Genomic DNA, 24,847 nt, shown 5'->3' with positions numbered 1-24,847 from the left:
TACACGTATCGATTACCAGCGCGGCCGGGGGCCGTACTTGGCCCGTTCGATCGCCCGGAGGAGGCCCGGATCGGTCGGTTCGTCCGGGAGGACCGTTGGAGCCGCCGCCCCTGGGTTCTCCCACATGTCGGTGGTACCGAAGGCCTGCCGAGCCAGGCTGCTGGTTCCCCGAAGGTTGATGGTTTCCAGCCCGGAGAGGCAAGAGAGGTCCGGCCGCACCGACGGATTCTGGACGAAGGCTTTGACGATCGAGAGGGGGCAGGTCGCCATGATGGCGCTGTGACCTTCATTCGGGACGCGGACGAACGTCTGCGCCGGCCCCGTAAAAACCGCCTCGATCCCCTCGATGTCCTCCATGGGCGTGGGGATATCCAGCGTTCCGTTGATCATCAACATCGGCATCGTGACCGGCGCCCACCGCTTGAGCTCGGCCGGGACCGTGTACAGGGGCCAGGGCCAGGTCTCGTACTGACTGGCGAGCGTGAAGCCGAAGCCCGGGGCGACGAGGTGATCGGACCACTCGTTTCGGAGCATGTCGGGGGTCAACCCGTCCTCCCAGAACTCCGAGTTGGTGATTTGCCTTCTGAGATACGCGGACTCCGGCGCATCGTCTGCGGTGACCGCGAACATCCCCGGCATCGTCAAGCGAGCCAGGTTCGTCACTGCCGACACGTCGGCTGGATCGCAACGGTCGATGCGGTACGCGGTGGCGAGGGCAACCGGGGCCAGCGATCGCTCTCCCAGAACCGTGTAGAGGAGATACGAAAACACAAAGTCGGTCTGTAGTCCCCCGAGCTCTCTGCAGTGGCCGCGCTGCAGCTTCCGGTACACCTCCTCGAGTTTTCCCCATGGGTCGGCGGAGAGCTTGGAGCGGCAGAAGGAATCGGCCGAGCAGAGTCGGAAGGTCTCTTGTGCGGTGCGATCGGTGGCGCGATCGTAATGGAGGCTGCAGGCATTCCCAGGGCAGATGCCGCCGAGGATCGCGGCGTCCGCCTGTGTCGGGAAGAGGTTCAAGTAGCGGTTCCCGAGGAAGGTCCCGTAGGACGTGCCGAGGACGATGACCTGTTTGCCCGGCTCGCGGAGCCACTCGATCGCGTTTCCGAGGTCAAGGGCGGCGCCGGTGGCCGAAAAATGGGCGAGATCGTCTCCCCACTCTTGGGCCAGCTCCGCGAGGCAGGTCGAGCTGACCTCGTCGTTGGAATCGGGCTCTCCCTCGCAGGCCAGCGGAGCCGAACGGCCGACGCCGCGGTAGTCAGGCACGTAGGCGTCGAAGCCGAGCGAGGCAAAGAACGGCGCCATGTCGAGGGTCGCCTCCCCCGAAAGACCGGGTCCTCCGACCAGAAGCCAGATTTGGCCGCGCTTCGGGATGCCGGTCGCGGGAACCTTCCGCACGAAGTACGGGATCCGCCTCCCCTCGGGCCTCGACCAGTCGAGCGGCACATCGAGGTTGGCGCAATCCATGCGCATGCCGAAGGCGTTGCAAGGCTCCCAGCCGACCACGGGCTTGTCGTCCCCTCCGCTGCCACCGTCGCCGCCGCCCACGCCTCCGGTCCCAGCGTCGCCGGCGCTCCCGCCAGCTCCTCCGCCGCTTCCGCCCTCACCTGCGCCGCCGGCGTCGCCGCCACCCTTTCCGGCTCCACCTCCGCCGGATCCGGCCTGACCCGATCCTCCGCCCCCGGTTCCGCCTCGGTCCGAACTCGGGTCGTCGCCGCAGCCGATCCCAAGGGACAACGACAAGACAGCTACAGCAGCGACCGCGAACCTCGCTCCTACCCTCGCCATATTTACCTCCCGGGGAGGCGGGAACGCCCGCCTCGTCGACCCGAGGAGCAGGCCACGACACACGAAGTGACGACAAGAATGGACCGGGATTTCGAACCATCGAAACTTACTCGGCTGCTGCAAATCTCGGAATCACAGAAGTTTCACGCGCTTCCGCGATTCGCAGGGCGCGGTGGTTCGGAAAAGAGAACCATTCCGCGGGGCCGACCCCGGCTCGACCGTTCGACACGGATGGAGGAGCGCTCCCGCCTCAGCGGATCGGGAGCGCTCCAGGTCTGGGCTACCAGCGTGGACGAGGTCCGTCCTTGGCCCGTTCGATCGCCCGGAGGAGGCCCGGATCGGTCGGCTCGTCCGGGAGGAACGTGGGAGCCGCCGACGCTCCGGAGTTCTCCCACATGTCGGTGGTACCGAAGACCTGGCGGGCGATGCTGCTGGTTCCCCGAAGATCGATCGTCTCCATCCTGGCGAGGCACGAGAGGTCGGGCCGTGCCGATGGGTCCTGGACGAAGGCTCGGACGATCGACATGGGGCAGGCCGTGTCCATGGCGCCGTGGCCTTCGTTCGGGACGCGGACGAAGGTCTGAGCCGGCCCCGGATAAGCCGCCTCGATCCCCGCGATGTCCGCGAGGGGCGTGGGCAGATCCAGGGTCCCGTTGATCAACAACATCGGGATCGAGACCGGCGCCCACCGCTTGAGCTCGGCCGGAGTCGAGTACAGGGGCCAGGGCCAGGTCTCGTACCATTCGGCGAACGCGTAGCCGAGGCCCGGAGCGACGAGGTGATCGAGCACCTCGTCGCGGAGCATCTCGGGGGTCAAACCGTCCTCCCAGAACTCGGAGTTGGTGATCTGCCTCCTGAGATACGCGGAGTACGGCGCCTCGTCCGTCGTGACCGCGAACAACCACGGCATCGCCAATCGAGCCAGCGTCATCACCGCCGACACGTCGGCGGGATCGCAGCGGTCGATGCGGTACGCCATGGCGAGCGCCACCGGGGCCAGTGACCGCTCTCCCAGGACCGAGACGAAGAGATTCGAGATGAGACGCTCGGTCTGCCATCCGGCGAGTTGGTCGCAGTGCCCGCTGCGCACCTTCTGGTACAGCTCCTCGAGCTTTCCCCAGGGGTCGTCGGAGAGCTTGGAGCGGCAAAAGGAATCGGCCGCGCAGAGCCGGAAGGTCTCTTTTGCGATGAGATCGGTGGCGCGATCCTGGTGGACGCTGCAGGCATTCCCAGGGCAGATGCCGCCGAAGATCGCGGCGTCCGCCTGCGTCGGGAAGAGGTGCAGGTAGCGGTTCCCGAGGAAGGTCCCGTAAGAGGTGCCGAGGACAACGACCTGCTTGCCCGGCTCACGGAGCCACTCGATCGCGTTTCCGAGGTCGAGGGCGGCGCCGGTGGTCGAAAATTGGGCGAGTCCGTCTCCCCACTCCTGGGCCAGCTCTGCGAGGCAGGTGGAGGTGACCTCGGAGTTGGAGGGGGGCTCTCCCTCGCAGCCCAGCGGAGCCGATCGGCCGACGCCTCGGTAGTCCGGAGCGTAGGAGTCGAATCCGAGCGAAGCGAAGGTCGGCGCCAGGTCGAGGGTCCATTCCCCGGCATAGCCGGGTCCGCCGACCAGGAGCCAGATCTGGCCACGCTTCGGGACTCCGGTGGCAGAGGGAACCCGCCGCACGAAGTACGGGATCCTCCTCCCCTCGGGCTTCGACCAGTCGAGCGGCACATCGAGGGTGGCGCAATCCATGCGCACGCCGAAGTCGTCGCAGGGTTCCCAGCTCACCGCGGGCTTGTCGTCCCCTCCGCTGCCGCCCGAGCCTCCGGTCCCGGCGTCGCCTGCGCTCCCGCCAGCGCCTCCCCCTGCACTGCCGCCCTCACCTGCGCCGCCACCCTTGCCGGCTCCTCCTCCGCCGGCTCCGGCGTGACCGCCCCCTCCCGTCCCGATTTCGCCGCCTGAGCCACCTCGGTCTGCGTCCGGGTCGTCACCACAGCCGATTCCAAGGGACAACGACAAGACAGCTACAGCAGCGACCGCGAACCTCGCTCGTACCCTCGCCATGGCTACCTCCCGGAGCGGCGGGAACGCCCGCCTCGTCGACCCGTGAAGCAGGCCATGACACCAAGAGTGACGACAAGAATGGACCGTGATTTCGAACCATCGAAACCAACGGTGGCGCTGCAAACCAACGGATTTTCACGCGGTTCCGGGTTTCGCAGGGCGCGGTGGTTCGGAAAAGAGAACCATTGCGCACAACCACGAGCGACCCCTGCTCGATCGTTCAACAGGTATGGAGGAGCGCCCCCGTCCTTCGGGAGCGCTCCCGGCTCGCTCTACCAGCGATGCTTGAGCCCTTCCCGGGCCCGATCGATCGCCCGGAGGAGCCCCGGATCGGTCGGAGTGTCCGCTAGGAACGCGGGCGCCGCCGACTGTCCGGCGTTCTCCCACAAGTCATTGGTGCCGAAGACCTGTCGAGACAGGCTGCTGCTTCCCCGAAGATCGATCGCCTCCATCGCGGAGAGGCACGAGATGTTCGGACGAATCGACGGATTCTCGACGAACGCTCGAACGATCGAGAGGGGGCAGTCCTCGAGGATGGCGCCATGGCCCTCGTTCGGGACGCGGACAACGGTCTGCGTCGGCCCAGGGAAGGCCGCTTCGATCCCCTGGAGATCGGCGATTGGTGTGGGCAGATCCAGGGTTCCGTTTACAAGGAGCATCGGCGTCGAGACGGGCGCCCATCGCTTGAGCTCGGACGGCGTCGAATACAGAGGCCAAGGCCACGCCTCGTGTTGGTCTGCCATGGAGAATCCGTATCCCGGCGAGACGAGATAATCGAAGTACTCGTAGCGGAGCTGATCGGGCGTGATGCCGTCCCAGAATTCCGATTCGACGATGTTTTCATAGAGATAGGCAGAGATCCCATCTCGACTCGTAACCGGGAAGGCCCACGGCATCATGACGCGAGCCAGGTTCATGACGGCCGAGACGTCGGCGGGAGAGCAGCGATCGATTCGATAGGCCGTGGCCAACGCAACCGGAACCAACGTCCGCTCACCCAGGGCTGCGTCGAGGAGCGCCGAAAGGAAATACTCGGTATCTCGTCCGTAGAGGTCGTTGCAGTGCCCACGTCGAACCCTCTGGTAGATCTCCTCGAGCTTTCCCCAAGGGTCGGCGGAGAGCTTGGAGCGGCAGAAAGGATCGGTCGAGCAGACGCGGAAGGTCTCCTGTGCCACCAGATCGGTGCTCCGGTCGTGACGGATGCTGCATCCCGTCGCCGGACAGATTCCGCCGAAGACCGCGGCATCCGCCTGGCCCGGGAAGAGGTTCAGATAGCGGTTCCCGAGGAAGGTCCCGTAGGAGGTGGCGAAGACCACGACCTTCGTTCCCGGTTCGCGGAGCGATTCGATCGCGTTCCCGATGTCGAGGGCGGCGCCGGTGGTCGAGAATTGGGCGAGACCGTCTCCCCACTTCCGAGCCAGCGACGAGAGGCAGGTCATGCTGATCTCGGACGGGAACTCGCCCTCGCAGCCGAGCAGGGTCGATGCGCCTACACCGCGGTAATCGGGTACATAGGCGTCAAAACCAAGCGAGGCAAAGTACGGCGCAGCGTCGAGAATGCCCTCTCCGGAATAGCCGGGTCCCCCGGTCAGGAGCCAGATTTGTCCAACGTTGGGGCTCCTGGTCGCGGGGACCCTCCGGACGAAGAACGAAATTCGTCTCTCCTCGGGTTTCGACCAGTCGAGCGGCACATCGAAGGTGCCGCATTCGATGCGGATGCCATTCTTGTTGCAGGGAACCCAGCTCACCGCGGGCTGGCCACCGCCTCCTCCGCTACCGCCGTCGCCGCCACCTGCGCCTCCGGTCCCGGTGTCGCCGCCATGACCGCTGCTCCCGCCTGCTCCTCCGCCTCCGCCCGCGCCTCCCTGGCCTGCGTTGCCACCGCTGCCGCCCTCTCCCGCTCCGCCCGCGTCGCCGCCTCCCTGGCCGGCGCCACCGCCGCCGGATCCGGCGTGGCCAGGGGCTCCTCCGGGCCCGAGCTCGCCTGCGGCTCCGCCGCCGCCACTCGGGTCGTCACCGCAGCCGATCCCGAGGGAAAGCGACAAGACAGCCAATGCCGCGACCGCGAACCTCGCTCCTACTCTCGACATTCCTACCTCCAGGGGAGGCAGGCCTCCCCCCCAAATGAACCGCATTCGGGAAGCAGGATACGACACTCAGAGTGAAAAAAAGAGAGGACCGTGATTTCGACCGCGGCGCCCCCTCGGTTGAGAGAGGGCGCCGCGGTCGGCGTTCCGTTGTCGCGAACGGACCGATCGGCTACCAGCGCGGCTGGATCGCCGACTGGCCCTTCGCGATCGCACGCAGGAGGCCCGGGTCGGTCGGCTCCTCCCCGGACTCGGCGGGCTCTGCGGGAGCGGAGCTCATCGCGGCCGGCACGGAGTTCTCCCAGAGGTCGCGGGAGCCGAAGGTCTGCCGCGCGAGGTTGCTGCTTCCCCGAAGATCGAGGGTCTGGAGGGAGAAGAGGCAGGACAGGTTCGGCTCCGCCGACGGATCTCGCACGAAGGCCTTCACGATCCCGAGAGGACAGCTCTCGAGGACGGCGCCGTGGCCCTCGTTCGGCACCCGGACGAAGGTCTGCGCGGGGCCGGAGAAGGCGTCCGCGATCCCGGCCAGGTCCGCGATCGGCGTGGCCGAATCCAGGGTGCCGTTGACCATCAGCACCGGCGTCGACACCGGGGCCCAGCGCTTGAGCTCGGACGGCGTCTCGTACAGCGGCCAGGGCCAGGATTCGCGCTCGTCGGCGTAACCCAATCCGTAGCCCGGCGCGACCGTGAGCCGATCGATCTCGTCCCGGAGGTCGTTCGGCGTGATCCCGTCGAAGAACTCCGACATCACGATGTTCAGGTAGAGATACTCGGAGTACGGCTGGTTCGCCTTGGTGAGGCCGAAGATCCACGGCGCGACCTGGCGCCCTAGCGCCTTCAGCGCAACGACGTCCTCGGGATCGCATCGGTCAGCCCGGTACGCCGTTGCAAGCGCGACGGGTGCCAGAGACCGCTCCCCCAGGGTGCCGCCGAGGATTGCCGAGAGAGCCGCGTCGCTCCACTCTCCGGCGAGCTCCGAGCAGTGGCCGCGTCGAAGCTTCGAGTAGATCGTCTCGAGGGTCTGCCAAGGGTCGTCGCCGAGCTTGGAGCGGCAGAAGGCGTCCGCGGAGCAGGCGGCGAACGTCTCCTGAGCCACGAGATCGATGCTGCGGTCGACTCGGACGCTGCAGCCGGTGGCGGGGCAGATGCCTCCGAGGATCACCCCATCGGCCCGCTCCGGGAAGAGGTTCATGTATCGGTTGGCGAGGAAAGTGCCGTAGGAGGTGCCGAAGACGAAGACCTTCTCGTCGGGCTCACGCAAGCGCTCGATCGTGTTCCCGAGGTCGAGGGCTGCACCCGTCGTCGAGAAGCTCGCGAGATCGTCGCCCCAGATCTGGGCGAGATCGGTGAGGCAGCGCTTCGAAACCGACGATGCGTCCTGGCCCTCGCAGCCGAGCGGGGCCGAGCGACCGGTTCCGCGGTAGTCGGGGGCGTAGACGTCGAAGCCCATCGACGTGAAGTAGGGCGCCACGCCGATGATGTCCTCTCCCGAGTGTCCGGGGCCGCCGACCAGCAGCCAGATCTGCCCGAGCTTGGGGCTCTTCGCTGCCTTCGACTTCCGGATGAAGTACGGGATTCGCGCTCCTTCGGGCCGCGACCAGTCGAGGGGAACGTCGAGGGTCGTGCAGACCAGCGGGATCCCGGGAAGACTGCAGGCGGACCAGGTCACCTCGGGCTCATGGTCTCCTCCGGACCCACCGGTTCCCCCGTCCTGACCGCCACTTCCGGCTCCTCCACCGCCCTGCCCGCCGTCGCCGCCCGGTTCCTCCGAACCGCCGGTGCCCGCGGAGCCACCACCGGAGCCGGCCGTACCCCTGTCGCCAGCGGGCTCGTCGTCGCCGCATCCAGCCGCGAAGGAGAGCGCAGACAACGCGGCAGCGACGACCATGAACTTCGCCCGAAAACTCGAAACCATTCCGCCCTCTTCCGGGAGATCGACTCTCCCTTGGTGAACCAAGCACCGACAGCAAGACACGCCGTCGAGCCGGCCACAAGGGCGGACCGGGAATTCGAACCCTCGATCCCGCGCGGGATTCGCCCTACCAGCGCGGCCGAATCGCCGACCGGGCGTTCTCGATCGCCCGCAGGAGGCCCGGATCGGTCGGCTCCTCCATGGACTCGGCGGGCCCTTCGGCCATCGCGGCCTGCGCGGTGTTCTCCCAGAGGTCGCCGGTGCCGAACGCCTGCCGCGCGAGGTCGCTGCTGCCGCGAAGGTCGAGGGTCTCGAGGGCGGACAGGCATCCGAGATCCAGCGGCGCAGACGGGTCCTGTACGAAGTCCGCGACGATCGCGAGAGGACAGCTCTGCTGAAAGGCCCCGTGGCCCTCGTTCGGCACCCGGACGAAGGTCTGGGTGGCGCCCGGGAAGGCCTCCTCGATCCCGGCGAGGTCCACGATCGGCGTCGCCGAATCCAGGGTGCCGTTGATCATCAGCATCGGCGTCGACACCGGGGCCCAGCGCTTGAGCTCGGAGGGCGTCTCGTACAGCGGCCAAGGCCAGTTCTCGCGAGCGCGGGCCATGGACTCCTCATAGCCGGGCGCGACCGTGAGTCGGGCGGCCTCGTCCCGGAGGTCGTCCGGCGTGATCCCGTCGAAGAACTCCGACATCACGATGTGCATGTAGAGATACTCGGAGAACGGCTGATTCGACGTGGTGAGGCCAAAGATCCAGGGTGCGACCTGGCGACCGAGCGCCTTCAGCGCCGTGACATCCTTGGGATCGCATCGGTCGGCCCGATACGCTGCGGCCAGCGCGACGGGCGCGAGCGATCGCTCACCCAGGGTACCACCAAGAATTCCCGAGAGTGCCACGTCGCTCTGGGCCCCAGCGAGCGCCGAGCAGTGACCGTGGCGCAGCTTCTCGTAGACCGCCTCGAGGGTCTGCCACGGGTCGGAGCCGAGCTTGGAGGTGCAGAAGGCGTCGGAGGAGCAGGCGGCGAAGGTATCCCGGGCCACGAGGTCGATGGTCCGATCGGCTCGAACGCTGCAACCAGTGGGGGGACAGATGCCTGCGAGGACCACTCCATCGGCCCGCTCGGGGAAGAGGTTCATGTACCGGTTGGCGAGGTACGTGCCGTAGGAGGCGCCGAAGACGAAGACCTTCCCGCCGGGCTCACGGAAGCGCTCGATCGTCTTCCCGAGGTCGAGGGCGGCACCCGTCGTCGAGAAGCTCGCGAGGTCGTCGCCCCAGATCTGGGCGAGCTCGGCGAGGCAGCGCTGCGACGTCGACGATGCGGACTCGCCGTCGCAGCCGAGCGGGGCCGACCGACCGGTTCCGCGGTAGTCGGGCACGTAGACGTCGAAGCCCAGCGACGTGAACCACTGCGCTCCCCCGAGGATGCCGTCACCCGAGTACCCGGGGCCGCCGACCAGCAGCCAGATCTGCCCGAGCTTGGGGCTCTTCGTGGTGGTCGCCTTCTGGACGAAGTACGGGATCCGCTGCCCTTCGGGCCGCGACCAGTCGAGGGGAACCTCGAGCGTCGTGCAGAGCAGCGGGAGCCCCTGGCGGTTGCAGGAGGTCCAGGTCACGTCTGGCTGGCCGCCTCCGCCTTCGCCACCCTGTCCGCCCGCTCCGCCCTGCCCTCCGTCCTGACCGGCGCTGCCCCCATCGCCACCGGAGCCACCCGGATCATCCGATCCGCCGGCGCCAGCGGTCCCGCCCCCAGCGCCAGCCGTCCCCGAGCCGCCGGCGCGCTCGTCGTCGCCGCATCCGGCGCCGAAGGACAGCGCAGCCAAGGCTGCAGCGACCAACATGAACCTCGCCCAACGTCTCGAATCCATACCGCCCCCACTTGGGAGAACGACTCTCCCGCCGTGCATCAAGCACGGAAAGGAGGTCATGGCGTCGAGCCGACAACAAGGGCGGACCGGAAAATCGAACTGCCGCTCGCCGCACAGGAATCGCATGGCGGCGAATTTTGCGAGCACGCGGCTAACAGCGCCGTGATCGGTTCGCAAAAGCGAACCGAAGGGACCGGGAGCCAGTCAACTACGACCCCGAGTAGAAGACCTCGTCGTAGGGGCAGGAGACGTCCTGCTCGACCGGCTCCGGGTAGCGGTAGCGCTCGCCGCGGTAATTGCGGAACGTCGTCTCGCGCTCGGTGAACTCGACGGCGTACTGCGGCGAGAGCGTGACCTTGCCGCCGCCGCCGGGCAGGTCGACCGCCAGGTGCGGGATCGCGAGGCCGGTGGTCCAGCCGCGCATCTTCTCGAGGATGTCCACGCCGGTGCGGATCGGCGTACGCAGGTGCTCGAGGCCCTCCGCCACGTCCATCTGGTGGAGGTAGTAGGGGCGCACCCGTCGCTCCAGGAGGCGGTGGGAGAGGTCGGTGAGGATCCGGGCGTCGGAGTTGATCCGGCGCATGAGCACCGCCTGGTTCTCCACTGGCACACCGTGGTCGACCAGCCGCTCGCAGGCTGCACCCGAGTCGGCCGTGAGCTCCTTCGGGTGGTTGAAGTGGGTGACGACGAAGACCGGCGCGTGCTTGCGGAGCACCCGGCAGAGCTCGTCGTCCACGCGCATCGGCGTGCACACGGGGACGCGGGTGCCGATGCGGATCATCTGCACGTGGGGGACGGCACGGATCGCGCCGAGCAGCTCGTCGAGGCGCGAAGTCGCGAGGAGGAAGGGATCCCCCCCGGAGATCAGCACGTCGCGCACCTCCGGGTGCGCGTGGAGGTAGTCGACCGCCTCGGCGATGGTGGAGCGGTCGATCTCCGTCTCTGGCTGGCCGGTGATCCGGCGCCGGGTGCAGTGGCGGCAGTAGACCGAGCAGCGGTCGAGCGCGAGGAGGAGCACGCGGTCGGGATACTTGTGGACGATGCTCGTCACCGGCCGGTGGAGATCCTCCCCCAGCGGATCCGCGAGCTCGCCCGGCGCGACCCTGGCCTCGGCGCTCGACGGGATCGCCTGCCGGCGCACCGGGCAGAAGGGGTGCTCGGGATCGATCAGGGTCAGGTAGTACGGCGTGATCGCGAGCTTGAAGATCGAGGCGGTCTCGACGACGCCCGCCCGCTCGTCCTCCGTGAGGGAGACGAAGCGCTCGAGCTCCTCCAGCGTTCGGATGGAGCGGCGCGCCTGCCAGCGCCAGTCGTTCCACTCCGCCTCGGTGGCGTCGGGAAAGAGCTCGCGCCACGGCCGGGGCTCGGCGCGTCCCCTCGGGGGAACGGTGAGTGGCGGGCGGCGGGCCTCGCGCGCCCCGAGGATACTCCCCAGGATAGGGAGAGGCTCGGCGGCGAGGGGACCATCGGCCGCGCCTCGGGCGGTGCCCGGCGCGGCGGGCTTGGGCGGGCTCAAGCGGCGCTCCTGGGCGAGTCGAGTCCAGCGGACGTCGGTTCGCCGATGACGGGCCGCGCCTTGGCAGGGAGCGGCCGGGCCCCCTATAACACGAGATGCGCCCGGCGCTTGACCCTTGGGGCTTCCTTCCGTAGCTTGCGCCCCTTCCGGCGCGCCTAGGTCGCGTCCTGTCGAGAGGAGAGATCGACGATGAGCATCACCGCCAATGGGCCCGGGCCGGACGCCCCGGTCGTCCAGCTCAACAAGCCCAAGGTGCGCCAGACCTGCGTGGACACCAAGGCCGGCAGCGGCGATCCGCGCCCCGTGCAGCACATCCGCGACCGCTTCCCCACCGGCGGCCGCGGCAGGGCCTGGACCGAGACGCCGGACGAGGATTGGAACGACTGGCAGTGGCAGCAGCGCAACCGCGTCACCTCCCTCGAGTCCCTCGAGAAGGTGATCGACGTGAGCGCCGAAGAGCGCACCGCCTTCGAGAAGTCCCACGCGATGTTCCACATGGGCATCACGCCGTACTACGCGGCGCTGATGGAGCCGGGCAACCCGAACTGCCCCATCCGCCTCCAGAGCGTGCCGGCCCAGGGCGAGCTCCTCGTGCTCCCCACGGACCTCGAGGATCCCCTCGCCGAGGAGCGGGACATGCCGGTGCCGGGCATCACGCACCGCTACCCCGACCGCGTCCTCTTCTACACCACGCACAACTGCCCGGTATACTGCCGCCACTGCACCCGGAAGCGGAAGGTCTCCGACCCCTCCACCGCCGCGGCGAAGAAGCAGCTCGAGGACGGCCTCGCGTACATCGCGGCGCACCCCGAGATCCGGGACATCGTGATCTCCGGCGGCGACCCGCTCTCGCTCTCGGACGACCGCCTCGACTACATCCTGGGCCGGCTCCGTGCGATTCCCCACGTCGAGATGTTCCGGCTGGGCACGCGCAACCTCGTCACCCTGCCCCAGCGCGTGACCGACGACTTCGCGTACATGCTCCGCAAGCACGCGCCGGTCTTCGTGAACACGCACTTCAACCACCCCAAGGAGTGCACCGCCGAGGCCTTCGAGGCCTGCCGCAAGCTCGCCGACGCGGGAGCGGTCCTCGGCAACCAGATGGTGCTCCTCAAGGGCGTGAACGACGATCCGAAGATCGTGAAGGAGCTCAACCACAAGCTCCTCATGATGCGGGTGCGCCCCTACTACATCTACCAGTGCGACCTCTCGCAGGGCATCTCGCACTTCCGCACGCCGATCGAGAAGGGCCTCGAGATCATCGAGTCGCTCCGCGGCCACACCTCGGGCCTCGCGGTTCCCCACTTTGTGGTCGACGCCCCGGGCGGCGGCGGCAAGATCCCGCTCCTCCCCGAGTACCTGGTGAAGCGCGAGGGCAAGCAGGTCACGCTCCGCAACTTCGAGCACAAGCAGTTCGTCTACGAGGAGCCGTAGGCTCCGGCGTAGAGCGCCAATCGGGATAGGGGCGACGGGCTTTGCCCCGTCGATCCCCTCCCACACCACCGGACAAGCGGGTCCGCATCCGGCGGTTCGGTAGGTTGAGGTTACGCGGCGAGCCTTGGGACTCCAAGTTCGTCGAAGTGCGAGTTGGGAAGCGCGATGTGGATCGCCATGGCCGAGTTCCTCCACCAGCGGCGTCCGTTGGCGGCCACCCGGGCCGCTGCGTGCTCGGACATGCCCCGCGCGCGCAGCTCCCGATAGATGGTCTGTCCCCGTTTCCACTGACGGAGTTGTACGGCTCGTAGGCGGTGTCGGATCCACTCGTCGAGATCCCGGAAGACGCCGGGCGTGACGGCGAGGCGGAAGTATCCCTTCCATCCCACCAGATACGCCCGGAGCTCCGCCGCGATCTGCGGGAGGCTCCGTCCTCCGGACCGGCTGGTGATCTGCCGAACCCGATCCTTCATCGCGTCGAGGGCCTTGCGTGCGACCTTGGGTCGGACCTCCTTTCCCTTGGCCACCCAGAAGGTGAACCCGAGGAACTTTCGATCCCACACCCTGGCCACAGCGCTCTTCGTCTCGTTGATGCGGAGCCGGAGTCCCGAGTAGAGCCGCCGAAGCGTCTCCATCACCCGTTCGCCCGCTCGCCGCGACCGCACGTAGACGTTGCAGTCGTCGGCGTAGCGCACGAAAGAGAGGCCGCGGGACTCCAGGTCCTTGTCGACCTCGTCGAGAAGCACGTTCGCAAGTAGCGGTGAGAGGGGGCCTCCCTGCGGAGTCCCTTCGTACCGCTCCACCACCACCCCATTCGCCATGATGCCGGCGTTCAGGTAGCGGCGGATGAGCCGCAACACCGACTTGTCGCCGATCCGTCTCGCCAACCGCCCCATCAGCACGTCGTGATTCACTCGATCGAAAAAGCTCTCCAGATCGACGTCCACGACCCACCGCTTCCCTTGCTGCACGTAACCCTGGGCTTCACGCACCGCGTTGTGCGCGCTCCGCCTGGGCCGGAAGCCGTGGCTGTGCTCCGAGAAGGTCGGGTCGAACAGGGGCTGCAAGACCTGCAATAGCGCTTGCTGGATGAATCGGTCGAGAACCGTGGGGATGCCTAATTGTCGCTCCCCACCGCCGCTCTTTGGGATCGCGTGCCGTCGTACCGGCTGCGGCTGGTATCGGCCCGAGAGGATCTCCTCGCGGAGCCGGAGCCAGTTCGCCCGCAGGTAATCCGGCAGCTCGTCCACCGTCATCCCGTCGATGCCTGGGCTGCCCTTGTTGTTCCTGACTCGCTTCAGCGCGGCCTGAAGGTTCTGGCGCTCCAGCACCTTCGCCATCAGGTCGCTCGCTCCTGGGCGCTCGTTTCCGTTCGCCGCCGACGACGCTTCCTCGCTCCGCTCGGCTCTCGGGGCTTCACCCCTATCCTCCAGCGGGAGCTCCAGTTGCCTGGACATCTGAGGCGTTGCGTCTTCAAGACTCACGGGCGTTTCACCCTTCCTACCGTTCGGCCCTTCACGCCTTGTGCGAAGGCGCTACTACGGCCTCTGCTGACTTCTCGCTCCGCCTCGCGGCGTCGCCCTTTCAGGCGTGAGGCGAGATCTCCCCAGGTAAGAACGCTGTCCTTCACCGCACGACCGCTGGATTTACGCCGCCTGAGACTTGGTCATCGGAACTTCGCGGTCTCGTGCCCGCTCGTCCCGCTCGGCGACGCCTCGGATCCAGTTCTTGTAAATCGGCCCGCGGTTTCGCTCCCCGCTTCCTCCCCACGGTCGGTCACCCTCCCGCAGTTGCGGTTCGCTTCGATCGGGATGACCTCCTCTCGGTCGGACTTACACCGACAAGACAGCGCCCATGCTGGGCGCACACGACGAAGGGCCGCCGGCACACGCCGCGCGGCCCTTTCTCGTTTCAGCGCCTCGTGGAACGCCAACGACGAAGGGCCGCCGGCGAGCAAGCCGAGCGGCCCTTCATCGTTTCCATCCGCTCCATTGCCGCGCCTGCGCGGCGCCCCGGCTCAGAAGGCTTCGCCGAAGGTGAAGAAGATGCCCCACTCGTCGCGGCCGAAGCCGGCGTCCAAGCGCAGCCTCGCCAGGCCCTCAGGAGGAAGGCCAAAGCGAAGGCCGCCGCCCCCGGAGATAACGAGCGGGCGATCGGGCTCGGGGACGCCCTTTGCCCAAACGCGGCCGGCGTCGGCGAAGGCGGCTCCGGAGATCAAGCGCCAGATCGGGAAGCGGAGCTCGGCGGTGCCATCGACGACGTGGTCGCCTCGGAAGCGGCTGATCGAGTAGCCGCGGAGCCGATCCTGGCCGCCGAGGGTGAAGTCGGTGAGATAGCCGCGGTCGCCGACGCTGGTGCCTCCCTCGAGGCGGAGGGCGAGGATCCAGTCCGGGGCCCGCAGCGGAACGAAGTGAGCGATCGTTGCACCCATCGTCAGACGCGGCGCGTCCTGGCCTCCCTGGACGAGCCAGGTGTTGGTCCACGCCGAGAACAAGCTGCCCTTGCGCGCGGACAAGGGATTGTCGCGGCCGTCCCAGACGAGCTCGAAACGCGGGCCGAAGTAGTTCCCGTTCACCACGCCGGCGTTCTGCCCCTGGAGCTCGATGATCCGATCGGCGGAACGCTCGCGCAGCCAGGCGTAGGAAGCGTAGACGCCGGCCTCCCAGCGCCGCCCCAGCGGGAGCCTCAGGCCGGGACGGAGCTCGACCCAGGTCGGCCGGGTCTCGACGGAGTCGTCGACGGAGGTGTCGCTTCCAAGCCCGAAGAAGCTCGTATGGAGCGTCTCGAAGCGGAAGGCGAGGTGGGCGGCGACCGGGCCGAAGGCACGGCGCCGCTGGATGTTGCCCAAGACCTGGGCGGACTCCTGCCTGGCCGCGTACATGGCCGAGCCGCCCCCATTCCAACCCTCGTCCTCGAAGGAATGAACGAAGAGGGAGGCTCCGAGGAACAGGCCGAGGGTGGGGTCGTAGCCGATGATCGGCGACAGATTCCACGAGTGGGGCTTCGAATCGAACGCCGAGGCGATCTCCGCGTCGAGCGTCGCCTCCGCGTCCATCTCGCCCCGGCCATCTTCGAACCGGGCGCCTTCGGGGGTCGCGCCCGCGTTCCGAGCCGCGCCCGGGCCATCCGCGGATCCCCGCGCGACGACCGGCTCTGCGTCGCCGAGCGGATCGTCCACGACGTCCTCGGGATTCGACGCGATCGAAGCGGAGAGGGCCTCCGCCCGCGACATGGCCTCGCGCATCGCCCTGCCCTCACGAGAGTCCGTGCGGCGGAAGACGGGGATCCCGTCGATGAAGGTGGCGTCGACCTCCAGCCGGTGGAGCTCCGCGGCAGGAATGCCGAAGGGCGAGCGATCGAGGATCACGAAGTCGGCGGCAGCACCCTCCCCGATCCGGCCGAGGTCACTCCAGCCGATCGTGTCTGCGGCCGACGCGGTGACGCCGCGGAGCGCGCCGGCCAGCGGGATCGTGCGGGACGCAGCGCCTGGGATCTCGTTGCCGGCGGGGGTGCGGCCCGAGACCGCCACGGCGACCTGGGAGAGGGGCGCGAGCGCTTCCCGCGTGCCATCGGCGGCGTAGCCGTGGGGCCAGTCGCTGGTGAGGGCGGGCTCCAGGCCCGCGTCGTAGAGCGCGCGCAGCGGCAGGAGGTCCCGCGTGGCCTCGGCGCCATAGCGCTTCTCGAAGGCGGGGAGCTCGTAGAGCTGGGAGGGCAGCACCGTCACCCGGAGGCCGGCCTGCTTCAGCTTGGCGGGGAGGTCGCCCCCGCAGCTCCCGCAGTGATCGATCACGTCGACCTTGCCGGGAGGCCGCCGGGACGCGACCGCCAGGCGCGCGGCGGCGAGGCGCTCGGCTCCCTCGCGGCCCTGGGTGTGGAAGGCGGTCCCCGCGCCGGCGGCGAAGAGGAGGGTCTCCTCGAGCTGGGCCTGGGTGAGGTGCGGCTCGCCACCAGGCATCGCGGGGGGCATCGCGGGGGGCTTCGCGGGCGCGTCCAACGCGGGCTGCGAGAGCGACTCGTCGACGAAGTGCTTCTCGCCGAAGTAGCGGACACGCGGGCCAACGGCCGCTGACATCAGCAAGCGCGTCATCGGCTCGGCCCCGAGGGAGCGCGCCGACACCCGGAGGTGAAGGTGGCCCGCCGCCGCGAGGCGCTCGTACAGGGCGAGATGGACGGGGAAGAAGGTGTTGTCGCCGATGGCGGTGATGCCGAAGGCCAGCGCGCGGCGCTGGGCGCGCAGCATGGCGCGGGCGATCAGGCCCGGGGAGAAGGTCTCGTACACCGCGCGCTGGGCGCTCCAGGCCGCGGCGTCGACGAGGAGGCCGGTCGGAGTGCCGTCCGGTCCCCGCTCGATTCGGCCGCCCTCGGGATCCGGGGTACCGGCGTCGATGCCCAGGCGCGCCAGGCCCGCCGGATTGACGAAGACGTGGTGGCCGCCCGCGAGGGTCACGAAGGCGGGGCCCTTGTCGGCCAGGAGCCTGCGGACGTGCCCCAGCGCCTCACCGGCGCCGGCGCCGCCTTCCACGAGGCCTCGCGCAAGGATCCAGCCCCGCTCCTGGGCCCGGGCTTCCGCCTCCGCGAGCGCCCGGCTCAGGTCGGCCTCGGTGTGCAGGCCGGCGAGGTCGGTGTGGAGGAGTCCGAGGCCGCCGTCCACGAAGTGGATGTGGGCGTCGACGAAGCCGGGCGCCACGAAGGCGCCCCCTAGATCGACCTGGCTCTCGAGGTGGGCCCAGGCCTCCGGCACGCCCGGGTCGTCGCCCACTGCGGCGAAGGCACCGTCCCGCACGACGAACCATCGTGCAGAAGGGGCCTCGCCCTCTCCGGTGAAGATCGACCCTCCGTAATAGAGGGTCTCATCCGCCGAGGCGGTGCCGGAGACGATCAGAAGCAGGCCTGCGGCCAGAGCGGCGAGATTTCTCAAGGGACGGCCCTCGACGTTGCGGGGAGACCCGCACGAGACGGGCCGCAGGCGCTAGAGATTCAAATTACCGCGATGCAGTCGATCTCGACGCGCGAGTCGCGGGGGAGGCGCGCCACCTGAACGGTCGCCCGGGAGGGCGGGTTCGCGGTGAAGTAGCGGCCGTAGGTCTCGTTCACCTTGGCGAAATCATTGAGGTCCGCGAGGAAGATGTTGCAGCGGACCACGTGCTCGAAGCCCGCGCCAGAGGCGGCCAGGACGGCGCGGAGGTTCTCCATCACCCGCTGGGTCTGCTCGACGATGTCGCCCTTCACTAGCTCGCCGGTCGCCGGGTCGAGGGGGATCTGCCCGGAGCAGAAGACCATCTTGCCGGCGTCGACTCGGATCGCCTGCGAATAGGGGCCGATCGCCTTGGGTGCCTGGTCGGAGTGGATCACGTCGCGCGCCATCTTGGTTCTCCTCGGAAAAAGGGCCGGCCTAGCTAACGCGGGGCTTCGCGCCCCGTCAACGGGAAGCCATAACACCGCCGCTCGCGGGAACCGCTACCGCTGACCTACAGATTTTCCACGAAGGCCAGGAGCGCCTGCCGGTCCGAGCGGGGCAGGCTCCGGAAGGCCTCCCTGGCGGATTCCGCCTCGCCGCCGTGCCAGAGGATCGCCTCGGCGATCGAGCGGGCGCGGCCGTCGTGGAGGAAGCGCGCCGTGCCCCCGACGGTGGCGGTGAGGCCGATGCCCCAGAGCGGCGGCGTGCGCCACTCGCGCCCGGTGGCGTCGAAGTCGGGGCGGCCGTCGGCGAGGTCGTCGCCCATGTCGTGCAGGAGCAGGTCGGTGTACGGCCAGATCGTCTGGCCGGAGAGCTCGGGAGTGCCGGCTACCTCTGCCGTGGTGAACGTCGGATTGTGGCAGGTGGAGCATTCGATCCGGTGAAAGAGCGCCTTCCCGCGCAGGACCACGGGATCGTCGACGCCGACCCGGGCGGGCACGGCGACGAAGCGACTGAAAAAGGTGATCGCGTCGAGCTCCGACCGCGAGAGCTCGGGCGCGCCGCCGTGGCGGGCCGCCAGACACGCGGTCTGGCTGGGCGTGCACGGCTCTGTCGGAAAGAGCGGGCTCGTGACGCCCAGATCGCCGAGGAATGCCGCGGCGTTCTGCTGCTCGAGGTCGGGCTGGTTCGCCTTCCATCCGAAGCGGCCCGTGCGAAAGGCCTGGTGCCGCACGCTCCACACGCGGTTGGTCCGACCGTCGATCCCCCTCCCCGCCTCGCGGTTCCGCCGGAGCAAGGCGTCGAGCGCCGAGTCCGGGACCGCCTCGAGCAGCCCGAGGCCGATCATCGGCTGGGCGATCCGGGCCGAGAGCCTCGCGTCGGGGTGGAGCGGGCCGTACGCGAGGTCGACGACATCGACGAGGGGCTCGTAGAGCGTGTAGGCCTCGCCGTCGGCGTATTGGCCGCGCCGCTCCAGGTAGGAGACGACGACCCGGCCCTCGGCGGGCACGCCGTCGATTCCCCTCGGCTGGAGCTGATCGCCGTAGACCGGATCGGGATCGGCGGGCGTGCCGATCCGGACCAGGAGGGAGATCGGCGCTTCGCCCTCCCGCGCCGGCGCCCCCCTTCCGTTGCCCTGGTGACAGGCCACGCAGGAGTTTTCATGGAAGAGGGGCCCCAGCCCGCCCCGGGCGCCGCCCTCCCCCGGATCGACCCGGGGGAGCCACTGCATCCGAAAGAGCTCCTTGCCGGTGACGAAGGGCGTACGCCGATCGAAGACGAGGTTGGCGGCGGGCTGGTTGAACGCCTGCGCCGAGCGATTGTCCACGGAGGTGAGACCGCCGGGCCGAGCCTCGCCCTCCTCTACCGCCGCCGTCTCGAAGTCGACCTCCACGGGAGCGGCGTAGCTCCACTGGCTGCGAACGTCGCTTCGACCCAGGGTGCCGCGGAAGCTCCACCCCCAGGCGAAGACCCGCCCGTCCCGGCGCACCGCGATCACGTGGGTGGCGCCGGGGGCCAGCGAGATCACGCCCTCGAGCTCCTCGACCGCGCGGGTGGGGATCACGGTGTTGGGATGTCCGCCGCCGTTCCCCGCGTTGGGGCCGTCGACCCCCTGGCCGAGCTGTCCGTTGAAGTTCTGGCCCCAACCCCAGAGCGCTCCGTCGGCGGTGCGGGCCAGGCTGAAGTTCCCGCTGGCCCAGACGGCGGTGGCGTCCACGAGGCCCGCGACCTGGATCGGCGTGGGGACCGGGGCCGAGCCGTCGATTCCGTTCCCACACTGCGCGCTGGCGCAGAGGCCCCAGCCGAAGACGAGGCCGTCGGCCCGCACGGCCAGGAGGTGATCGCGGCCGGCGGCGATGTCGACGATGTCCGCGAGGCCCGGAACCGGCGCCGGCAGGGGATGCGGCTGCGTGTCGACGACGCCCTGCCCGAGGTTGCCGAACTGGTTTCGCCCCCAGGCCCAGACGGTTCCGCTCCGGTCGAGGGCGAAGGAGGTCTCCGAGCCGGCCGCGAGCTTGATGATGTCGGAGAGCCCTTGGACCGCCACCGGATGGTTGCGCGACGCGGTGGTGCCGTCCCCTAGCTGGCCCATGGCGTTGAGGCCGAAGCCGACGACGCTGCCGTCCGCCAGGAGCACGAGGGCGTGGCGGAGGCCCATGGAGGCCGAGACCGCGTCGGTGATCGAGGGGATCCGGGTGGGCGTGGGATAGGTGGCGGCGACGGTCGGCGCCTCCGGCGTTGCCTGACCGAGCTGCCCGTCCGCGTTCTGGCCGAAGGTCCACACCGACCCGTCGCGCTGGATCACCAGGGACTGGTTCTGCGCGAAGGAGATCCAGGCCGCGTCGCGGGGGGTGTCGAGGAGGAAGGGCGTGAGCTGGTCGGCGTTCACGTCGGCGCCGGTGCCCGCCTGGCCGTTGGTGTTCCGGCCCCAGACGTAGACACGCCCGCCTCGGATCACGCCGCTGTGGGCGGCGCCTGCGGCGGCGATCTGGCCGTAGGTGAACGAGACGGACTCGGAGGAGTAGGCGGCGCCGGCGCCGTACGCGCGGACCTCGAGGCGGTTCTCGCCGAGCGAGGGCGTCGCGTCGATCACGGCGTGGCCATCGGCGTCGAGCCCGTCGGCGTCGATCTCGGGACCGTCGTTCACCACGTAGGTCAACTTGGTGGCCGGCTCGCCAGAGACCTGCACGTCGACGATCGCCCGGCGGATCGTCAGGACCGGCTCCGATGACCGGAGAGCGAGCATGACGGTGGGGAGCACGGGCTCCGGCTCAGGTTCTGGCTCGGGCTCAGGTTCCGGCTCGGGCTCAGGTTCCGGCTCGGGCTCAGGTTCCGGCTCGGGTTCCGGCTCGGGTTCCGGCTCAGGTTCCGGCTCAGGTTCCGGCTCCGGCTCGGGCTCGGGCTCTGGACCTGGGCCGTTCGGATCGGGGTCCGTCCAATCGTCCTTCGGCGAATGGCGATCCGTCCCGCAGGCCACCGTGCCCAACCCCACGAGGGACGCCAGGGCCAGGATCAGGAGGAGCCGAAGCGTTCCCCCCACGTTCCGACCCATGTTGATTCCGCGAACCATTCTCATTCTCCAAGCCCAGGTGCGCCCCGGCCGACGATCGGCAGCGCAACCCCTCACCGATGGTGTTCGTTGATCTTGAAAAGCACTCTCAAATTCAGCGCGCAACCTAGCCAAGCGAGCCCTTCGACGCAAGGTTCGATTTCGAACGCTGAGGTGGACTGCAGCCGACGCCCGGATCCTGGTTGGGCGATCACCGCCCCCCGCTCACCGAAAGAGGAGCAGCAGGACGACGCCTGCGGCCGTGCTTCCCAGCGTGATCGGCAGCCCGTAGCCGAGGAATCTCCAGAACGAGACCCTCCCCCGGGCCCCTGCGATCTCGAAGACGATCAGGTTCGCCACGGAGCCCACGATCGTCAGGTTGCCGGCGAGCGTCGAGGCGAGCGCCAGCGTCTTCCAGGCCAGCAACGGATCGGCGAACGCCGGGATCCACTTGGCCGCCAGGATCACGAAGGGCACGTTCGAGAAGAGGTTCGACCCGACGATCGAGATCGCCGAGAAGGCGATCGCCTGTCGCGCCTCGCCCGCCCCGGCCAAGGGCGCCACGTCGAAGAGCCTCTCGGCGACGCCCGTCTGCCCTACCCCGTAGACGACGATGAAGAGGCCGGCGAAGAAGAGGAGGAGCAGCCAGTTGACCTCGCGGAGCACCTCCCCTCCCATGTTCCCGGCCACCAGGAGCAGGAAGGCAGCGCCGGCGAGAGCGCTCCAGGCGAGGTTGGCGCCGGCGATGAAGGCGATCACCACGCCGACGATGGCGACGAGGGACTTGGCCAGGAGGACGCGATCCGTGGCCGGAGGCTCGCGCTCCGCGCCGACCAAGGGCCGCTCGGGGAGCTGCCTTCCGAAGAAGACGAAGAGCAGCAGCAGCACGACCGCGGTCGCGGCGACCGCCGCCGGCCCGAGGGAGCCGACGAACTCCTGGAACGAGAGACCCGAGAGGCTCGCGATCAGCATGTTCTGTGGGTTGCCCGTGGGTGTCGCTGCCGAGCCCGCGTTCGCCCCGAAGGCGATCGCCAGGAGGAACGGCAGCGGGGGCAGATCCGAGTCGTCGATCACCTGCACCACCAGCGGCGTCACCATCAGGCACACGGTGTCGTTCACCAGGAGTGCCGAGAGCGCCGCGCAGATCACGGTGATCCCGGCCAGGAGACGCCTGGGCGTCCGGGCCCCCCGGATCACCGCATGGCTCGCCCAGCGGAAGAACCCCGCCGCTTGCAGATAGCCGGTGAGGATCATCATCCCGAGGAGGAGCGCGAGGGTCTGGTAGTCGATCGCGTCCCGGTAGGCCTCGGCAGGCGAGACCGCGCCCACGACCACCATCGCGACTGCGCCGACGAGGGCCGCCGCCGGCCGCTCCAGCCGGATGAACGGAAGCGGCTGGCCGAGGATGAAGAGATAGGTGATCGCGAAAACGATGAGGGCGGCCGTCACGCCGCCCTTCTGCCACCGTTGACGCGCCCGGGTCCAGAGCGCGTCACACTGCGTTCGAGCTCCTCGGCGCGACGTTAGACGCGTTCGACCGAGAACACTCCCTTGATGCGCTCGATGGCGGTCATCACGCCCTGGAGCTGCTTGAGGTCGGTAATCGCGACCTCGAAGGTGTTGACCGCCCGGTCGTCGCCGGTGGAGCGGCAATTGGCCTGGGAGATGTTCACGCCGGCGGCCGAGAACTTCTGCGAGATGTCGGCGAGGAGGCCCGGGCGGTCGGCGGTCATCACGCGCACGGTGACGGGCCGCTTGTACTCGCCCCTGACGTCCCACTGCACGTCGACGCGGCGCTCCTCGTCGGTGGAGAGGACCTTGTCGCAGCCCTCGGTGTGGACCGTGACGCCGCGGCCGCGGGTGATGAAGCCGAGGATCCGATCGCCGGGGACGGGGTTGCAGCAGCGGCCGAAGCGCACCATCACGTCGTCGATGCCGTTGATGCGCACGCCGGTCCGGGCGCCGCGGCCCGCGACCTTCCGGAAGATCTCGGTGAGGCGAGCCACCGGGGCGCTCACCTCGGCCTCGGCGGGGGCGGCGAGGCGCTCGGGTGGCAGCACGCGCTGGAGCACCTGGGACGGGCTGACCTTGCCGTAGCCGACCGCTGAGAGCAGGTCGTCGGAGGCGCGGACGCCGAGCTCCTGGAGGATCTTGGGGGCGGCGTCGCCCTTGAGCGTCTTGTTGAGGTTCACCCCGAAGCGCTTGAACTCCCTCTCGAGGAGCTCGCGGCCGAGGGAGACCGACTTCTCCCGCTGCTGCGCCCGGATGTAGGCGCGGATCTTGGTCTGCGCGCGGCTGGTCTTGACGTAGGTCAGCCAGTCCTTGGACGGGTTCGCCGCGTTGCTGGTGAGGATCTCGACCGTGTCTCCATTTTTCAGCTTGTAGCGGAGGGGCACGATCCGGCCGTCGACCTTGGCGCCGACGCAGTGGTCGCCGATCTTGGAGTGGATGGCGTAGGCGAAGTCGACCGGGGTGGCGCCCTGGGGCAGATCCTTCACCTCGCCCATGGGCGTGAAGACGAAGACCTCGTCGGTGAAGAGGTCGACCTTCACCGTCTCGAGGAACTCCTTGGGATCCTTGAGATCCTGCTGCCACTCCATGAGCTGCCGCAGCCAGGCGAACTTGCCGCTGTCCCTGCCGTAGCCGGTGCGGCCTTCCTTGTAGGCCCAGTGGGCGGCGATGCCCTCTTCGGCCACCTTGTGCATATCGCGGGTGCGGATCTGGACCTCGATCCGCTCGCCGAAGGGCCCGATGACCGTCGTGTGGAGCGACTGGTACATGTTGGGCTTCGGCATCGCGATGAAGTCCTTGAACCTCCCGGGAACGGGCTTCCACATCGAGTGGATGAGGCCGAGGGCCTCGTAGCAGTTGGGGATCGTCGGCGCGAGGATCCGGAAGGCGAGGATGTCGTGGACGCCGTCGAACTCGATGCCCTGGGCGCGCATCTTCTTCCAAATCGAATACAGATGCTTCCAGCGGCCGGAGACATCCACCTCGAGGTCGTTCTCGCGCATCTTCCGGACGACGATCTCGCAGGTCTCGTCGATGAAGCGCTCGCGCTCGGCCTTGCGCTGGTCCACCTTCCCCGCGAGCTCTTCGAACTCCTGGGGGCGGATGTATCGGAAGGAGAGATCCTCGAGCTCGGTCTTGATCCAGCTGATGCCCAGGCGGTTCGCCAGGGGCGCGTAGATGTCGAGGGTCTCCTGGGCGATGCGCGCCTGCTTGGCCGGCGCCATGTGCTCCAGGGTCCTCATGTTGTGCGTGCGGTCGGCGAGCTTCACCAGGATGACCCGGATGTCCTTCGCCATCGCCACGATCATCTTGCGAAAGTTCTCGGCCTGCTTCTCCTCCGCCGAGGCCTCCTTTGAGATCTGGAACTGGGAGAGCTTGGTGACGCCGTCGACGAGCGCTGCGATCTCCTTGCCGAAGAGATCCTCGAGCTCCTCCATCGTGGCGAGGGTGTCCTCGATGGTGTCGTGGAGGAGGCCGGTGACAACCGAGGCCTCGTCGAGCTTGAGCTCCGTCAGGATCCCGGCCACGGCGAGGGGGTGGACGAGGTAGGGCTCACCCGATTTGCGGATCTGCCCCTGGTGGACCTTCGCCGAGTAGACGTAGGCCTTCTTGATGATGTCGAGATCGGGGTCCGGATGGTAGGCCGCGATCCGCTGGAGGATGTCGTTGAGGCGGAGCATTCGTTGGCGGACGACTCGAAGAGGGAGCCTATCACCCCCCCAATAGGTGGCAACGCTTCGGAC

Annotated in this window: 15 protein-coding genes; 1 reads left to right on the top strand and 14 read right to left on the bottom strand. The window is 68.6% G+C overall.

What is annotated here, in order from left to right:
• Positions 1–12: 12 nt before the first annotated feature.
• The 8 genes from AKJ08_RS05425 to AKJ08_RS05390 all read right to left on the bottom strand — a co-directional run bounded on the left by AKJ08_RS05425 (position 13) and on the right by AKJ08_RS05390 (position 11,130).
• Positions 13–1,737 carry an alpha/beta hydrolase gene (locus AKJ08_RS05425; protein WP_157370491.1) on the bottom strand — a complete coding sequence of 575 codons (1,725 nt, stop codon included), beginning with the start codon at positions 1,735–1,737 and terminating at the stop codon, positions 13–15.
• A 325-nt stretch (positions 1,738–2,062) separates the two neighbouring features.
• A complete protein-coding gene (locus AKJ08_RS05420) occupies positions 2,063–3,553 on the bottom strand; it encodes an alpha/beta fold hydrolase (protein ID WP_050725125.1) in 1,491 nt (496 codons plus the stop codon).
• Positions 3,550–3,756 carry a hypothetical protein gene (locus AKJ08_RS19090; protein ID WP_157370490.1) on the bottom strand — a complete coding sequence of 69 codons (207 nt, stop codon included), beginning with the start codon at positions 3,754–3,756 and terminating at the stop codon, positions 3,550–3,552. Before AKJ08_RS19090 ends, AKJ08_RS05420 begins: the two co-directional genes overlap by 4 nt.
• A 345-nt stretch (positions 3,757–4,101) precedes the next feature.
• Positions 4,102–5,268 (bottom strand): alpha/beta hydrolase, encoded by a 1,167-nt coding sequence (locus AKJ08_RS05410; protein WP_082342746.1) that lies wholly within the window; start codon positions 5,266–5,268, stop codon positions 4,102–4,104.
• 305 nt (positions 5,269–5,573) lie between these two features.
• Complete coding sequence (locus AKJ08_RS19085; protein WP_050725122.1) at positions 5,574–5,846, bottom strand: hypothetical protein; 273 nt, start codon at positions 5,844–5,846, stop codon at positions 5,574–5,576.
• 242 nt (positions 5,847–6,088) lie between these two features.
• Positions 6,089–7,831, bottom strand: a complete 1,743-nt coding sequence (locus tag AKJ08_RS05400) for an alpha/beta hydrolase (protein WP_157370489.1) — start codon at positions 7,829–7,831, stop codon at positions 6,089–6,091.
• A 124-nt stretch (positions 7,832–7,955) separates the two neighbouring features.
• Positions 7,956–9,668: an alpha/beta hydrolase gene (locus AKJ08_RS05395; protein ID WP_157370488.1), complete on the bottom strand. Its 1,713-nt coding sequence runs from the start codon at positions 9,666–9,668 to the stop codon at positions 7,956–7,958.
• Positions 9,669–9,903: 235 nt separating this feature from the next.
• Complete coding sequence (locus AKJ08_RS05390; protein ID WP_420806380.1) at positions 9,904–11,130, bottom strand: KamA family radical SAM protein; 1,227 nt, start codon at positions 11,128–11,130, stop codon at positions 9,904–9,906.
• Positions 11,131–11,400: 270 nt separating this feature from the next.
• Here AKJ08_RS05390 and kamA point away from each other — a divergent pair, with 270 nt between their 5' ends.
• On the top strand, positions 11,401–12,645 hold the full coding sequence (kamA, locus tag AKJ08_RS05385) for a lysine 2,3-aminomutase (RefSeq protein WP_082342744.1): 1,245 nt from the start codon (positions 11,401–11,403) through the stop codon (positions 12,643–12,645).
• Positions 12,646–12,755: 110 nt separating this feature from the next.
• On the opposite strand, the gene ltrA is transcribed toward kamA, so the two are convergent.
• The 6 genes from ltrA to AKJ08_RS05355 form a co-directional block, all read right to left on the bottom strand.
• The gene (ltrA, locus tag AKJ08_RS05380) at positions 12,756–13,985 is read right to left on the bottom strand and encodes a group II intron reverse transcriptase/maturase (RefSeq protein ID WP_050725119.1); all 1,230 of its coding nucleotides are present in this window, start codon (positions 13,983–13,985) and stop codon (positions 12,756–12,758) included.
• A gap of 677 nt (positions 13,986–14,662) precedes the next feature.
• The gene (locus AKJ08_RS05375; RefSeq protein ID WP_050725118.1) at positions 14,663–17,563 is read right to left on the bottom strand and encodes an amidohydrolase family protein; all 2,901 of its coding nucleotides are present in this window, start codon (positions 17,561–17,563) and stop codon (positions 14,663–14,665) included.
• A gap of 59 nt (positions 17,564–17,622) precedes the next feature.
• Positions 17,623–18,009 (bottom strand): RidA family protein, encoded by a 387-nt coding sequence (locus tag AKJ08_RS05370; RefSeq protein WP_050725117.1) that lies wholly within the window; start codon positions 18,007–18,009, stop codon positions 17,623–17,625.
• Between the two features lie 104 nt (positions 18,010–18,113).
• Entirely contained in the window at positions 18,114–20,804 is a 2,691-nt protein-coding gene (locus tag AKJ08_RS05365; protein ID WP_205624771.1) for a di-heme oxidoredictase family protein, read from the bottom strand.
• A 513-nt stretch (positions 20,805–21,317) separates the two neighbouring features.
• Positions 21,318–22,541: an ArsB/NhaD family transporter gene (locus AKJ08_RS05360; RefSeq protein WP_050725115.1), complete on the bottom strand. Its 1,224-nt coding sequence runs from the start codon at positions 22,539–22,541 to the stop codon at positions 21,318–21,320.
• Between the two features lie 74 nt (positions 22,542–22,615).
• On the bottom strand, positions 22,616–24,784 hold the full coding sequence (locus tag AKJ08_RS05355; protein WP_050725114.1) for a RelA/SpoT family protein: 2,169 nt from the start codon (positions 24,782–24,784) through the stop codon (positions 22,616–22,618).
• Between the last annotated feature and the right edge of the window lie 63 nt (positions 24,785–24,847).

This window comes from Vulgatibacter incomptus (assembly GCF_001263175.1).
Lineage (GTDB): Bacteria > Myxococcota > Myxococcia > Myxococcales > Vulgatibacteraceae > Vulgatibacter > Vulgatibacter incomptus.
This window is presented reverse-complemented; position numbering and strand designations above follow the sequence as displayed.